A 13,798-nucleotide genomic window follows, 5' to 3' on the forward strand; every position below is an offset into this window, starting at 1 on the left:
GCCATCAGTTGCTGTGCAGGCGCTGGAAAGCCGTGTCGCTGTCTGGCAGACCGCCCACCATGTGGAAGAGGGTCTCGGAGAACTGGCCGGCCAGCTCCGCGAAGATCGGTGTCGGCTCGCCGGCATCCGGCGTGCCGAGCATCTCTCCGCCGAGCCGGCCGGCCAAGGATTCGAGCAGCGCGAGTTCGACGTGTCGCTCGGCCATGATGGCGCCCCCTACCGGTCGCAGTTGCAGGTATATACACCCGAAAGAGCGTTGCGGTTCAGAGTGGATCTCTCATCGTCTACTCAGCGCAGTCACAGCGTCACTGTCGCACCATGACCGGATGCGAGCGGTGATGTTCTCCAGCTACGGGCCACCCGAGGTGCTCACCCCGGTCGAGCTGCCGGTTCCGGTGCCCACCGGCGATCAGGTGCAGGTACGCGTACACGCCACGACGGTCACCTCGGCCGAGTGCGGGATGCGCCGGGGCGAGCCGCGATGGGGGCGGATCATCCTGGGGCCGCTGCGGCCGCGAGCGGGGGTACGCGTACTCGGCCTCGAATTCGCCGGCGAGGTCACCGCGGCCGGGCCGCGGGTCCGGAGGTTCCGGGTCGGCGACCGGGTCTTCGGCTTCACGGGGTTCGCGGTCGGGGCGAACGCCGAGTACAAGTGCCTGTCCGAGAAGGCGTCGCTGACCACGATCCCGGCGAACGTGTCGTACGAGCAGGCCGCGGCCACGGTGGACGGCTTCACCACGGCCTGGCACTTCCTGCACGGCCTGGCGGGGATCCGCGCCGGGCAGCGGGTGCTCGTCATCGGGGCGTCCGGCAGCATCGGCACGTACGCCGTGCAGATCGCCGCCCGGGCCGGCGCGACCGTCCACGGGGTCTGCGGCGGCCGCAACGTGAAGCTGGTCGAGTCGCTGGGCGCCGAGCGGGTCTTCGACTACTCCCGCGAGGACTTCACCCGCAGCGGCGAGCGGTACGACGCGGTCTTCGACACCGTGACCCGCAGCTCGTTCGCCGCCTGCCGCCCGGTCCTGACCCCGCGCGGCTGCTACCTGCCCACCACCCACCTGATCAACAACGTGCTGGCGATCCGCACCGCGCTCGGCCGCGGCCCCCGCGTCCGGACCGGCATGTCGGTACGCAAGCACGCCGCCCTCGCCGACCTGCGCACCCTCCTGGAACAGGACGCCCTGCAGGTCGTGATCGACCGCACCTACCCGCTGTCCGAGATCGTCGAGGCGCACCGTCACGTCGACAGCGGGCACAAGTCGGGCAACGTGGTGATCACCGTCTGACCGATCCAAGGAAAGTACTTGCCTACTAGGAAAGTGAGGATTACTTTCCTAGTAGGCAAGTACATGCCCGAGGAGGAAGTCATGACCATCCCACCGGTCGACGCCGAGCTCGCCCTGGCCGAGATGCAGGCCCGCCGCGCTCAGGTCGTCGACACCAACCTCGTGCCCACCTGGTTCTGGCGGGGCATCGCCGTCCTCATGGTGATGTTCGTCGGAGCCGTGGAGAGCCGGATCCCCTGGCTGATCGCCACCGGCAGTGTCCTCTACGCCCTCGGGCTGAGCGCACTGATCCTGGCCGTCGTCCGCAAGGCCCGCGTCCAGGTGCGCAACGAACTGATCGGGGCACGGGGCGGACTCGCGATCGCCGGGTTCACGATCGTGCTGGTCGCCGCCGGAGTCGGACTCGGACTCGCACTGGAGGCTCTCGGCGTACCCTTGCCTGCGACTTTCGCATGCGTGCCCGTCGCCCTGGCCCTGGCTTTCGGCGGACCTCGCCTGATGGCGCATCTGCGCCGGGTCATGATGTCCCGGCCGCTCGGAGGAGATCAGTGACCGGCACCCCTCGCTTCGACGAGCTGATCCACGCGCCCACCCGGCTCTCCCTGGTCAGCCTCCTCGCCGCCACCGAGTGGGCCGACTTCAAGTTCCTCCGTGACAGCGTCGGCCTCTCCGACTCGGCGCTGTCCAAGCAGCTGACCACGCTCGAGGAGGCGGGGTACGTGGAGATCCGCAAGAGCTTCGTGGGCAAGCGGCCACGCACCTCGGCACGGCTCACCGAGCAGGGGCGGCAGGCGTTCGCCGACCACGTGGCCGCGCTGCAGGAGATCGTCGCCCGCGCCGGCCTGGCCGTCACCTAGCGCTTCCGGACAGGCACAGTGCCACCGCAATGTGTGGACTTCGGCCCACCCACGAACCCCAACTCCACACACCACGGCAGTGCCACCCCAATGTGTGGACTTCCGCCCACCCACGAACCCGAACTCCACACACCACGGCAGTGCCACCCCAATGTGTGAACTTCGGCCCACCCACGAACCCCAACTCCACACACCACGGCAGTTCGGCCGCGCGCGCACGAAAGCACCCGCGCCCGACAGCTCAGCCGTCGCGGAGCAACCGGTGCCCGGCCGCCGGGGCGATGCGCATGATCGCGGGCAGCAGCCGGGCCTTCCCGACGTAGATCTCCGCCCGCCCACGCTCCAGCCCCGCCAGCACCGCGGCCGCCGCCACGTCCGCACTGATCTTGCCGGTACCCCGTCCACGGGTCATGTCGGTGTCCACCACCGGCATGATCGCCTCGGCGACCCGGATGTGCGGCGCGTCGCGTTCACACTGGTAACGCAGCGCTCGGGTGAAGGAACGCACACCGGCCTTGGTAGCGCAGTAGACCGGCGCCGCGCGCTTGGGCGCCAGCGCCAGCCCGGTGGTCAGGTTGACGATCGCCGCCGCCGGCCTTTCGCGCAGATGCGGCAGCAGCCCGGTGGAGATCGCCACGAGCGCGTCCAGGTTGATCGCGATCTCCCGGCGCAGGACCGGTCGCATCGCCACCGGATCCGCGCCGAGGAAGTCGGTCTGCGTCTGCACCGCGGCGTTGTTGATCACTACCGAGAGGTCGGGGTGCCGCTCAGTGACCTCGTTCAGGAACCCGTCCACCGCGGCCGGGTCCGCGAGATCGACCGGCCACGCCGTCACCCGTTCACCGTGCTCAGCGGCCAGTTCCGCCAGCCGCTCCCGGTCCCGCCCGACCACCGCCACCCTCGCCCCCGCGCCGATCAGCCGCTCGGTCAGCGCCCGCCCGATCCCCCGGGTTCCGCCCGTCACGAGAACCGTTCCGTCCATCAGGATTCCTCTCCGAAGGCCGCGCGATACTGCCCCGGCGTCATCGCGGTGCGGCGTTTGAACTCACGTGTGAAATGCGGCTGGTCGGCATATCCGCAGGTGAAGCCGATGACGCTGAGCGGGTGCCGCCCCTCGCGCAGCAGCACGGCGGCGGCATCGGCACGGACCGCGGCGAGCAGCCCGCTGAAGCCCCGCTCGTCACGCAGCCGCCGTTGCAGACTGCGCGCCGAGACACCCAGCTCCCCCGCCACGGCGTCGAGCGTCCATCGCCGCGCCAGGTCGCAGGAGAGCATCCGCCGGGTCCGCGCAGCCGGGCTCTCGTCGGGCGAGGGCGCCCTCCGCAGCGGCATCACCCACGATGACCAGGAAAAATGCCACGAGGCGGTGCCGGGTCCGGCGAGCGGGGTGCGGAAGGCGTCGCGGATGAAAACAACATCACTTGCGTACGCAGAAAGCCCCACAGTCAATCCACGCGCCCCGGTGGCCGTCATCAGGGCGGTCAGCAGCCCCAGGATCAGCGCGTCCTCCGGCGGCTCCGGCGGCTGACCGGGAGGGCCCTTGTGCTCGGCCTCCATCCCGGTGGCACTGATCCGATGCACGACGACCCGGTGCCGGGAGTGCGTGAACCGCTCCAGCCGCCCCCACCGATCGAGCAGGTCACCGGGCCCGGTCGCCGCCCGCAGCGCCGCCAGCGCCGGATCGGCCGAGTCCCGCAACAACGTCCGCCCGACCGACAGCAGCGGCAACAGCCCGTGCTCGGCGGCGACCGCGCTGAGCAGACTCCGCTTCTCCGCAAGCGGCACAAGCGCCCCATGCACCGGCGCCGCGTCACCACCCGCCGGCCTTACCCCGCCACCAGCCGGTCTTACGCCGCCACCCGCCGGTCTAACGCCGCCGCCGGCCGGCCCTGCTCCGCCACCCGCCGGCCCTGGCCCGCCCACCGCTTCTGCCGCGGCGGTCGGTGGCGGTTCCGGGGGCAGGAGGCCGTCGGCGGCGAGTGCCCGGCGCACCGCGGCGACCAGAACGCCGCTCGCGAAGTCGTCCATCGCCACCGCTTCCGCTCGCATGCCACCACCGTAGAAAGCCCTGCCCCGGCGGTCTTGAACGATCGCGCCAAGCCGGCGGAAATACCCGGGACGCAAACGTGCTTTCGGTTCCCGCCGCCGTGGCTGCGAGGACGCTACCAGCGGGATCGTTCGTTCACGGGTTTCTATTCGTAACCCGTTGCACATCTTGCCGAAAACGTTTTCGTAGGGAACGCTGACTTCCACAGGGGACAGACAGGACGGAGTCCCGACCGGACCGCCTCGTTCGCCAGGGGCCCCGGCAGCCATCGCGGCTGTCCGGGATGGCTGCGAGCGCGACGCCCGGCGACCACCACTGCGCGCGTCACACGGGGGTGCACCAGAACCCAAGAAATCGACATGTGTAAATGTCATGGAGGTTCCATGAGAACACGTCCGCTGCGAACCCTGCTCACGGCGATCATCGCCGTACTGGTGGCCGTCAGCCTGACTCCGTCCGCCGCGCACGCCGCTCCGCCGACCTGGAGCCCGCCGTCCAACCTGGTCACGCCGCTCAACCAGGTGTGGCAGCACCAGGAGCAGACCTACAACGGCGGCAATCTGTACGGGTTCCGCAACTACGGCTGGGACCAGGTCATGGCCAACCGCGGTTACATCAACTACTGCGTCCGCTGGGACTCCTCGGCGAACGTTACCGCGGCACAGCGCGACCAGATCCACGCGCAACTGGCCCGGCAGTACAAGAAGTGGATGGACGAGCTGGTCGGGCACAACGCCTGGCCGTACTCGAGCGTGCCGATCCGGGTCGTCGGCTGGGCCGTCCGCAACCGCTCCCAGCTGCAGTGGAGCGACACATCCGTGGACATCTACGTCAACGACATCCGCGAGAACGCGCCGCAATGCGCAGCACCGTGCGGCCGGTTCTTCAACCAGAACGGCCAGTACCCGCGCTGTCCCGGCGGTGCCGCGCGGCACTACGACCAGTCGCTGTGGCTGACCGACGGCTTCGGCGGTGGCGCCGGCGGCGACTGGGGACAGCGAATCGGCCGTGAGTACTACATGGGCAACCTCAACACCAACAACGTGCACATCCTGCTGCACGAGATAGGCCACACCTGGGGCCTGGACGACTTCTACGACTGGACCCCGAGCGGTGTCGGCGGCTTCCTCATGAAGGCCGGCAGCGCCGCGCAGATCACCGAGTTCGACGCCTGGATGTTCCGGGACTGGTGGCGGCATCTGAAGAGCCGCTACGGCTACTGATTTCGCACGCCCCGGCCGGTTTGTGTCCAGTCCGGCCGGGGCGCCTCCCAGAAGGGCCAGTGATGCTCTCTCGCCGTACCCTCCTCATGGCCTCCGCCGCCGGTGCCGCCGGCGCCGCAACCACCGTGCTGCCCGCCGCGCCCGCGCTCGCCCGCCCCGACTTCGGCGTCTCGGTGTACGCGTTCCCGCTCACCGCCGTCCGCCTCGGCAGCGGTCCGTTCGCCGCCAACGCCGGCCGCACCCACACCTACCTGAAGTTCCTCAACGCCGACCGGTTGCTGCACATGTTCCGGATCACCGCCGGGCTGTCCTCGACCGCTACCCCGTGCGGTGGCTGGGAGTCACCAACCACGGAACTTCGCGGACACTCCATCGGGCACGTGCTCACCGCCCTCGCGCAGGCGTACGCGAGCACCGGCGACACCGCGTTCAAGACCAAGGGCGACTACCTGGTCGCGCAACTGGCGCTGTGCCAGCGGTCCAACGGCTACCTGTCGGCGTACCCGGAGAGCTTCATCGACCGGGTGGAGACCGGCCAGCAGGTGTGGGCGCCCTACTACACACTGCACAAGATCGTGCAGGGGCTGCTCGACCAGCATCTGCTCGCCGGCAACGCCCAGGCGCTGACCGTGCTGGAGCGCAAGGCGGCCTGGGTGCAGACACGCAACAGCCGCCTGACGTACGCGCAGCGCCAGCAGATGCTCCGCGTCGAATTCGGCGGAATCGGGGAGACGCTGTTCAACCTGTACCAGTTGAGCGAGAACACCGCGCACCTGACCACCGCACAGTACTTCGACCACGCGCAGGTGCTCGACCCGCTCGCGGCGAACACCGACGCCCTCGCGGGGTTCCACGCGAACACGCAGATCCCGAAGGCACTCGCGGCCATTCGCGCCTATCACGCGACCGGTACGGCCCGGTACCGCGACATCGCCGTCAACTTCTGGAACTTCGTGGTGCGCCAGCATTCGTACGCGATCGGCGGCAACTCCAACGGCGAGTACTTCCAGGCGCCGAACCGGATCGCGAGCGAGCTGTCCGACACGACGTGTGAGTGCTGCAACTCGTACAACATGCTCAAGCTGACCCGGCAGCTGGTCTTCACCGACCCGGGCCGGGCGGGCGAGCTGATGGACTTCTATGAGAAGGCGCTCTACAACCACCTGCTCGGCGCGCAGAACCCGGACTCGGCGAACGGGCACCACTGCTATTACGTGCCGCTGCGGGCCGGCGGGATCAAGACGTACAGCAACGACTACAACAACTTCACCTGCTGCCACGGCACCGGGATGGAGACCAACACGAAGTATGTCGACAGCATTTACTTCCATAACGGCAACACGTTGTACGTCAACCTGTTCATCGCGTCAACATTGACGTGGCCCGGCCGAGGCATCACGATCCAGCAGTCCACCACGTATCCGGAGACGTCAACATCACGGCTGACGATCACCGGGTCGGGCGCGATCGACCTGCGGATCCGGATCCCGTCGTGGACGAGCGGCGCTCAGGTACGCGTCAACGGCACGCTCACCGGTACCCCGGTTGCCGGCAGCTACCTGCAGATCAGCCGTACCTGGGCGAGCGGCGACACCGTCGACATCAGCCTGCCGATGGCGCTGAGCCTGGAACCGACTCCGGACAACCCGGCGGTGCGTGCGGTCAAGCACGGCCCGATCGTGCTGGCCGGGCAGTTCGGCACGAGCAACCTGAGCGCGCTGCCAAGCCTCGACCCGGCGAGCCTGCGGCCGACCGGCACGGCCCTCGAGTACACGACCGGATCGGTGCTGCTCCGGCCGTTCTACAAGACACACGGACAGCGGTACTCGGTGTACTGGAGTGTCGCGTCCAGTGGTGCGACCTCGGCGCACTATCCGTTCGACGAGGCGTCCGGGACGACGGCGGTCGACGCGACCGGCAACGGCTGGAACGCCACGCTTGCCGGGGGCGCGACTCGGACGGCGGGGCGCAGTGGGAGTGCGGTGCTGCTCGGCGGCGGGAGCGCGTACGTCTCACTCCCCGCCGGAATCCTGGCCGGCGCCGCCTCCTTCACCATCGCCACCTGGGTGCGCATCGACGCCGCCGCGACCTGGACCCGCGTCTTCGACCTCGGCAGCGGCACCGGCGCCAACATGTTCCTCACCCCGCGCAGCAGCGCGGGCACCGCGCGATACGCGATCACCACGGGCGGATCCGGCGGTGAGCAGCGCATCGACGCGCCCGCCGCGCTGCCGACCGGCACGTGGACCCACGTCGCCGTCACGCACACCGGCAACGTCGGCGTGCTCTACGTCAACGGCGCCGAGGTCGCCCGCAACAGCGCGCTGACGGTGCGGCCGTCCGCGCTCGGCGCCACCACCCAGAACTGGATCGGCCGTTCGCAGTACGCCGGCGATCCCTACCTGACCGCGGCCGTGGACAACCTCCGGCTGTACAGCCGGGCCCTGTCCGCGTCCGAGGTTTCCCAACTGCACGCCACCGGTCAGTAAGAAGGGGAAATCAGATGTCATCCAGGAGATGGCCGGCCGCCGTGTTGGCGCTGGTCACTGCGGCGGCCGCGGCAGCGGTCGCGACGCCGGCGCAAGCCGCCAACCCGATCATCACCAACATCTACACCGCCGATCCAGCACCCCTCGTCGTCGGCAACACCATGTACATCTACGCGGGCCGCGACGAGGCCCCCACCGGCACGAGCAACTTCGTGATGCGCGAGTGGCGGGTCCTGTCCTCCACCGACGCGGCGACCTGGACCGACAACGGCGCCAGGGCGAACATCGCGACGTTCCCGTGGGCCGGCGCCGACGCGTGGGCCGGCGAGGTCGAGCCGCGCAACGGCAGGTACTACTGGTACACCTCGATCAACGGCAACGGCGCGGGCTGGATGAACATCGGCGTGGCGGTCGGCGACACCCCGCTCGGCCCGTTCACCGACGCCAAGGGCGGCCCGCTGATCAGCGACAGCACGCCGAACTCGTCCGGCCTCAACATCGACCCGACCGTCTTCGTGGACGACGACGGCCAGGCATACATGTACTGGGGCGGCTACTGGGGCGTCCGCGCGGTCCGGCTGGCCGCCAACATGATCGACACGGTCGGCTCGGTCGTCACCCCGTCGGGACTCACCAATTACTGGGAGGCCCCGTGGATGTTCAAACGCAACGGCCTCTACTACATGATGTACGCCGCCAACGACACCAGCGGCTGCGTCACCAACTCCAACTACGCCTGCCAGCGGTACGCGACGGCGACCAGTCCACTCGGCCCGTGGACGCACCGGGGCATCGTGCTCGGCCAGGTCTCGTCGACCACCAACCACGCGGGCGTCGTCGAGTTCAACGGCCAGTGGTACATCGTCTACCACAACGCGAACGCGCCCGGTGGCGGCAACTTCCGCAGGTCAGTTGCGGTTGACCGGCTGTACTTCAACGCCGACGGCACCATCCAGCAGGTCGTGCAGACGACCACCGGCCCGCCGCCGAACCCGGGCACGGGCGGTGGAGGCAGTGGAACGAACATCGCGCCGTCCGCGACTGCGTCGACGTCCTATGTGTCGTCGTGGGAGAGCCTCGCGGCGATCAACAACGGGGGGACGCCGTCAAACTCGCAGGACCGGTCGAACCTGGCATACGGCAACTGGCCGCAACAGGGCACACAGTGGATCGAGTACCAGTGGTCGGCCGCACAGTCGATCAACCGATCCTCGGTCTACTGGTTCGACGACAATCAGGGCATTGATCTGCCCGCGTCGTGTCGACTGCAGTACTGGAACGGCAGTACATACGTTGATGCCCCTGGCCAATCAACATGTGGAGTTGCCGGCAACACCGACAACTCAATCCAATTCAACACGGTCAACACGACAAGGTTGCGGCTGCTGATCACGTCCAAGAGCGGCCTGTCCACCGGTGTTCTCGAGTGGAAGGCGTTCCGGTCGTGAAGCTTCGCGCGTACCCCATGATTGGTCTTCTTCTCGCAGCCGGCCTGGTCGCCCAGGCTTCACCGGCGCAGGCAGCTCAACCCATCGGCTACCCGACGTTCAGCAACACCGGATCGATTCCCGCGCCGCCGGTGGGCTACTCGACCGGTGACACGATGCGAGCGATCTACGACGCGGAGGCCTCCGGCACCGACTTCTGGATGGATCGCCTGCTCGCCCGCACCGGCAACGACCCGGCTGGCACCTGGCTGATGACACGCGGACGCGCCGCTTACATGAACACGCACAACCCGTCCGTCATCGGGTTCGGCGGAAACGCGGCCTACTGGGACAACATCAGCAGCCAGAACGCGTACGCGATCACGGCCTCACCCGGCACCTTCACCGAACAGGCCGCACAGCGCCGCCAGACACCCAGCCACTGGCGCAGCGTGCACACCGGCGGCTCGATCCGGCTCGACGTCACGAAGTTCATCACCGACAACAACGTGCTGGTCACCAACGTGGCGGTGGTCAACACGGGAACTTCGTCGGCAACCGTGCAACTTTCGGCGACATCGCCCTACGCAACCACCGTCAGCGGCACAGAACTGACTGGAACGCGCGCCGTCAAGAACAACCTGACGACGCTCTACCCGCGCTTCTCCGGTGACGGCTTCACGGCCGCGAGCGGCGCGCTCAGCCGGTCGGTCACGGTCGGTGCGGGCGCGACGGTCACCGTGAAGGTGCAGCTCGGCCTCGTCGCCAACGAGATTCCGCAGTCGCGCACGGAGTACGACTCCTACCGCGCGCAGTCGGCGGCCGACGCGTTCGCCACGCATGTGCGCGCCTACAACCGGTGGTGGGCCGACAACGTGCCCTACATCGACGTGCCGGACGCGGCGATCAAGAAGAACATCTACTACCGCTGGTGGCTGATGCGGTTCAACCACCTCGACGCGGACATCCCGGGGCAGGACTTCCAGTTCCCGCAGTCGATCGAGGGCGTGACCGGGTACAACAACGCGATCGCGCTGACCCAGCCGATGCATATCGACGACCTGAAGTACCTGCGCGGCGCGGAGTACTCCTACGGGCCGTACCTGGCGGTCGGGCAGTACTCGGCGAACGGCCGGTTCATGGACAACCCGGGTGACCCGGAGAACTGGTCGAACTCGTACACGCAGTACATCGCGGAAGCCGCCTGGCGGGCCTATCAGATCCACGGTGGTCAGCCGGCGATGCTCAACAACTTCGCCCGCTACGCGGAGGGTGATGCCAAGGGCCAGCTCGCGACGTACGACACCAACAACAACGGCGTCATCGAGTACGACTGGGGCGCCATGACCGGCAACGACGCGGACGCGGTGTCGTTCCACTGGCGGGCCGGCAACCTCGACCGGGCCGAGACGGCGTACGTGTGGTCGGCGGCCAACGCGGCGCGGGACGCGTACTCGCTGATGGGTAACACGGCGAAGGCGACCGAGATGCAGACGCTCGCCGACCGGATCCGCAACGGTGTGGTCAACACTCTCTGGAATCCGTCACGGCAGCTGCTGGAGCACAAGCACGTGTCGACGAACACGCACGTGCCGTGGAAGGAGATCAACAACTACTACCCGTACTCGGTGGGGCTGATGCCGAACACCGCCCAGTACCGGGAGGCGCTGCGGCTGTTCGCCGACCAGGCGCAGTACCCGATCTTCCCGTTCTACACCGCCAACCAGGTGGACAAGGCGGCCGCGGCGGCGGCCGGCAACCCGGGCAGCAACAACTTCTCCACGATCAACTCGACGGTGCAGTTCCGGCTCTACTCGTCGGTGCTGCGCAACTACCCCAACTCGTGGATGAACAACGAGGACTACAAGAAGCTGCTCTACTGGAACGCCTGGGCACAGTACGTGGGCGGCAACACCGCCTGGCCGGACGCCAACGAGTTCTGGGCCGACTGGAACGGCAGCTCGATCAACTACCGCTCGTGGATCCACCACAACATCCTCGGCAGCAGCAACTGGACGATCATCGAGGACGTGGCGGGCCTGCGGCCGCGCAACGACGCGCAGATCGAGCTCTCTCCGATCAACATCGGCTGGACGCACTTCGCGGTCAACAACCTCCGCTACCGCAACGCCAACCTCTCGGTCGTCTGGGACGACCCGGCCGACGGCGTCACGCGTTACAGCGGAGTCCCGCAGGGCTACTCGATCTACCTGAACGGCACTCGGGTGGCCACCGTCAACAGCCTGGTCGGCTTCGTCTACAACCCGTCGACCGGCGCGGTCACGTTCCCCGGAACCGCCGGCACGGTGTCGTTCAGCACCGCGTTCTCCGGACTGCAAGCACCGCAGAACGTCGTCCAGAGCAGCGCCCGCGTGGTCGACATCTTCGCCAAGGCCGGCGTCGACCTCACCTCGACCCGCGCCAACCTGGCGGGGGGCTCGACCGTCTCCGCCTCCTACACCACCTCGGGCACCTCGGCGACCGGCGCCGTCGACGGCCTGCCGACGAACTCGCCGCTCTGGGGTTCGTACGGCAGCACCAACGCCACCGACTGGTACGAGCTGAACTTCGGCGCGAACCGCACCATCGACGAGGCGTGGATCTACTTCCGCAACGACCGGGCCGGCAACCGCTATCGCCCGCCGTCGGCCTACAACGTCCAGTACTGGAACGGCTCGGCCTGGGTCAACACGGCCTCACAGGTGAAGTCGCCCTCGGCGCCGCAGTCCAACTTCAACAAGGTGACCTTCACACCGGTCAGCACACCACGCCTGCGCATCGTGTTCACCCAGCCGTCGGGCAGCACCCGCGTCGGCCTGACCGAGGTCAAGCTGTACGGCTCGGGCACCGTCCCGTCCAACCCCAACCTGGCCGCATCCGCCACTCCGAGCGCTTCCTACACCTCCTCCTGGGAGTCGGTGGCCGCCATCAACGACGGCATCGACCCCCCGTCCTCCAACGACACGGTCAACCCGCGCTGGGGCACCTGGCCCAACACCGGCCAGCAGTGGGCCGAGCTGACCTGGTCCACCGCCCAGTCCCTGCGCTCCGCCCAGATCTACTTCTTCGACGACGGCCAGGGGATCGATCTCCCCGCCTCCTGGAAGCTCCAGTACTGGAACGGCTCGGCATACGTCGACGTCCCGTCGCCGAGCGGCTATCCGGTGGCGGCCAACCAGTACAACCAGGTGACGTTCTCCCAGATCAGCACGACGCGCCTGCGGGTCGCCCTGACGAGCGGCGCCTCATCGGTCGGCCTCCTGGAGGTGAAAGCCTTCGCCTGATTTGACGTGCGGGCTCGCCGGGGGCGGGCCCGCACGCCGGTTTAGGTTGGCACATTATTGCTCTTACAGTTGGGCCTGCGGTGGGCGGGACAATTATGGGCATGGGACAGATATCTTTGTTCAGTCGGGCACAGGTTGCCGAAATGCGCGACCGGACGCTGTCTCGCAACTATTCTCCCGCTGGCGAGGAATTCCGCCGGGAGCACGAACGGCATCGTGAGTGGGGGTTGCGGCGCCGTCATGCTGAGAAGCTTCGCCGCATCCGTCAGGAAAGGTCTGCACCCTGCGCCGGGAGGCCTGCGCCAAACCCGGCGGCGGCGCCGCGACCGCCCACATCCTCAGCTCCGCCGCAACCACCCCAGGTCACAGCCGAAACTGAACCACAACCACCTCGGGCCACAGCCAGAGCTGCGCGGCGGCCGCCCCAAGTCACAGCCGGACCTGCGCGGCGGCCGCCCCAAGTCACAGCCAGAGCTGCGCGGCGGCCGCCCCAGGTCACGGCCGAAACTGCACCACAACCGCTTCGGACCACAGCCGGAGCTGCGCGGCGGCCACCCCAGGCCACAGCCCAAGCTGCACCACAACCATCCCAGGGCGCAGCCGGAGTTGCTCGGCGGCCGCCACTCGCCACGCCGTCAACATCGACCGCGTTTATCACTCCGCGATTTGGGACGGCCACCGATTCACCTCTGCCCGGAGCGGCTCCGGAAGGGCGGCCGGGGTCCAACCTGCCGACTACCTCTCACGGTCGGCATTTAATGAATTCTAGTGGACAGTCCGAGAAAGTGGTCACGGTGACACTCGATGATTGCATTTTGGGCACGGTCCGTTGTGGTCACGATGCGATGGTCAAGGCAGAAAGGAGCAGAGAATCAGCTGAATTGGGCGTTCTTGACCCACTGAAATGCCGACGTCGCGCGCCGAGCGCCATTAGCAGATCCGCTTTCCTGCCCACCTACCCTACGAGCAAAGGCAGATCGCCCGCCCGACGCCGCCGCCCGCCGCCTGCCGCGCGCCCCGCCAGCGCCCAGCCCGCAGGGAGCGCAGGGCACAAAGCGAGCGCGGGGAGCGCAGGCCGAGCAGGGAACGCAGGGAACGCAGGGAACGCAGGGAACGCAGGGAACGCAGGGAACGCAGGGAACGCAGGGAACGCAGGGAACGCAGGGAACGCAGGGAACGCAGGAC

General features: G+C 68.1%; 10 protein-coding genes. 7 read left to right on the top strand and 3 right to left on the bottom strand.

Annotated features, from left to right (window positions below; all coding sequences use genetic code 11):
- Positions 1-4: 4 nt before the first annotated feature.
- Positions 5-205 (bottom strand): hypothetical protein, encoded by a 201-nt coding sequence (locus AB0M02_RS33795; protein WP_364234402.1) that lies wholly within the window; start codon positions 203-205, stop codon positions 5-7.
- A gap of 121 nt (positions 206-326) precedes the next feature.
- Between AB0M02_RS33795 and AB0M02_RS33800 the strand changes: the two genes are divergently transcribed.
- From AB0M02_RS33800 to AB0M02_RS33810, 3 genes are all read left to right on the top strand, one after another.
- Entirely contained in the window at positions 327-1,286 is a 960-nt protein-coding gene (locus tag AB0M02_RS33800; protein ID WP_364234404.1) for an NAD(P)-dependent alcohol dehydrogenase, read from the top strand.
- Positions 1,287-1,367: 81 nt separating this feature from the next.
- Complete coding sequence (locus tag AB0M02_RS33805; protein ID WP_364234406.1) at positions 1,368-1,838, top strand: hypothetical protein; 471 nt, start codon at positions 1,368-1,370, stop codon at positions 1,836-1,838.
- Positions 1,835-2,143 (top strand): transcriptional regulator, encoded by a 309-nt coding sequence (locus tag AB0M02_RS33810; protein ID WP_364234409.1) that lies wholly within the window; start codon positions 1,835-1,837, stop codon positions 2,141-2,143. Before AB0M02_RS33805 ends, AB0M02_RS33810 begins: the two co-directional genes overlap by 4 nt.
- Before the next feature lie 241 nt (positions 2,144-2,384).
- Here the strand turns inward: AB0M02_RS33810 and AB0M02_RS33815 are convergent, their stop codons facing one another.
- Positions 2,385-3,125: an SDR family NAD(P)-dependent oxidoreductase gene (locus AB0M02_RS33815; RefSeq protein ID WP_364234411.1), complete on the bottom strand. Its 741-nt coding sequence runs from the start codon at positions 3,123-3,125 to the stop codon at positions 2,385-2,387.
- A complete protein-coding gene (locus tag AB0M02_RS33820) occupies positions 3,125-4,192 on the bottom strand; it encodes an AraC family transcriptional regulator (protein WP_364234412.1) in 1,068 nt (355 codons plus the stop codon). Before AB0M02_RS33820 ends, AB0M02_RS33815 begins: the two co-directional genes overlap by 1 nt.
- A 381-nt stretch (positions 4,193-4,573) precedes the next feature.
- On the opposite strand from AB0M02_RS33820, the gene AB0M02_RS33825 reads away from it, so the two are divergent.
- From AB0M02_RS33825 to AB0M02_RS33840, 4 genes are all read left to right on the top strand, one after another.
- Positions 4,574-5,413 carry a hypothetical protein gene (locus AB0M02_RS33825; RefSeq protein ID WP_364234414.1) on the top strand — a complete coding sequence of 280 codons (840 nt, stop codon included), beginning with the start codon at positions 4,574-4,576 and terminating at the stop codon, positions 5,411-5,413.
- Between the two features lie 62 nt (positions 5,414-5,475).
- Complete coding sequence (locus AB0M02_RS33830; protein WP_364234415.1) at positions 5,476-7,902, top strand: beta-L-arabinofuranosidase domain-containing protein; 2,427 nt, start codon at positions 5,476-5,478, stop codon at positions 7,900-7,902.
- Between the two features lie 14 nt (positions 7,903-7,916).
- On the top strand, positions 7,917-9,350 hold the full coding sequence (locus tag AB0M02_RS33835) for a glycoside hydrolase family 43 protein (protein WP_364234417.1): 1,434 nt from the start codon (positions 7,917-7,919) through the stop codon (positions 9,348-9,350).
- Between the two features lie 17 nt (positions 9,351-9,367).
- A complete protein-coding gene (locus AB0M02_RS33840; RefSeq protein WP_364234418.1) occupies positions 9,368-12,613 on the top strand; it encodes a discoidin domain-containing protein in 3,246 nt (1,081 codons plus the stop codon).
- The last annotated feature ends 1,185 nt before the right edge of the window (positions 12,614-13,798 follow it).

Source organism: Actinoplanes sp. NPDC051861, assembly GCF_040681145.1.
GTDB lineage: Bacteria > Actinomycetota > Actinomycetes > Mycobacteriales > Micromonosporaceae > Actinoplanes.

Excerpts from the sequence above, each read along its gene's own strand:
- AB0M02_RS33820 (WP_364234412.1), bottom strand. The coding sequence starts at position 4,192 with ATGCGAGCGGAAGCGGTGGCGATGGACGACTTCGCGAGCGGCGTTCTG.
- AB0M02_RS33800 (WP_364234404.1), top strand. The coding sequence starts at position 327 with ATGCGAGCGGTGATGTTCTCCAGCTACGGGCCACCCGAGGTGCTCACC.
- AB0M02_RS33795 (WP_364234402.1), bottom strand. The coding sequence starts at position 205 with ATGGCCGAGCGACACGTCGAACTCGCGCTGCTCGAATCCTTGGCCGGC.
- AB0M02_RS33825 (WP_364234414.1), top strand. The coding sequence starts at position 4,574 with ATGAGAACACGTCCGCTGCGAACCCTGCTCACGGCGATCATCGCCGTA.
- AB0M02_RS33815 (WP_364234411.1), bottom strand. The coding sequence starts at position 3,125 with ATGGACGGAACGGTTCTCGTGACGGGCGGAACCCGGGGGATCGGGCGG.
- AB0M02_RS33830 (WP_364234415.1), top strand. The coding sequence starts at position 5,476 with ATGCTCTCTCGCCGTACCCTCCTCATGGCCTCCGCCGCCGGTGCCGCC.
- AB0M02_RS33805 (WP_364234406.1), top strand. The coding sequence starts at position 1,368 with ATGACCATCCCACCGGTCGACGCCGAGCTCGCCCTGGCCGAGATGCAG.
- AB0M02_RS33840 (WP_364234418.1), top strand. The coding sequence starts at position 9,368 with ATGATTGGTCTTCTTCTCGCAGCCGGCCTGGTCGCCCAGGCTTCACCG.
- AB0M02_RS33835 (WP_364234417.1), top strand. The coding sequence starts at position 7,917 with ATGTCATCCAGGAGATGGCCGGCCGCCGTGTTGGCGCTGGTCACTGCG.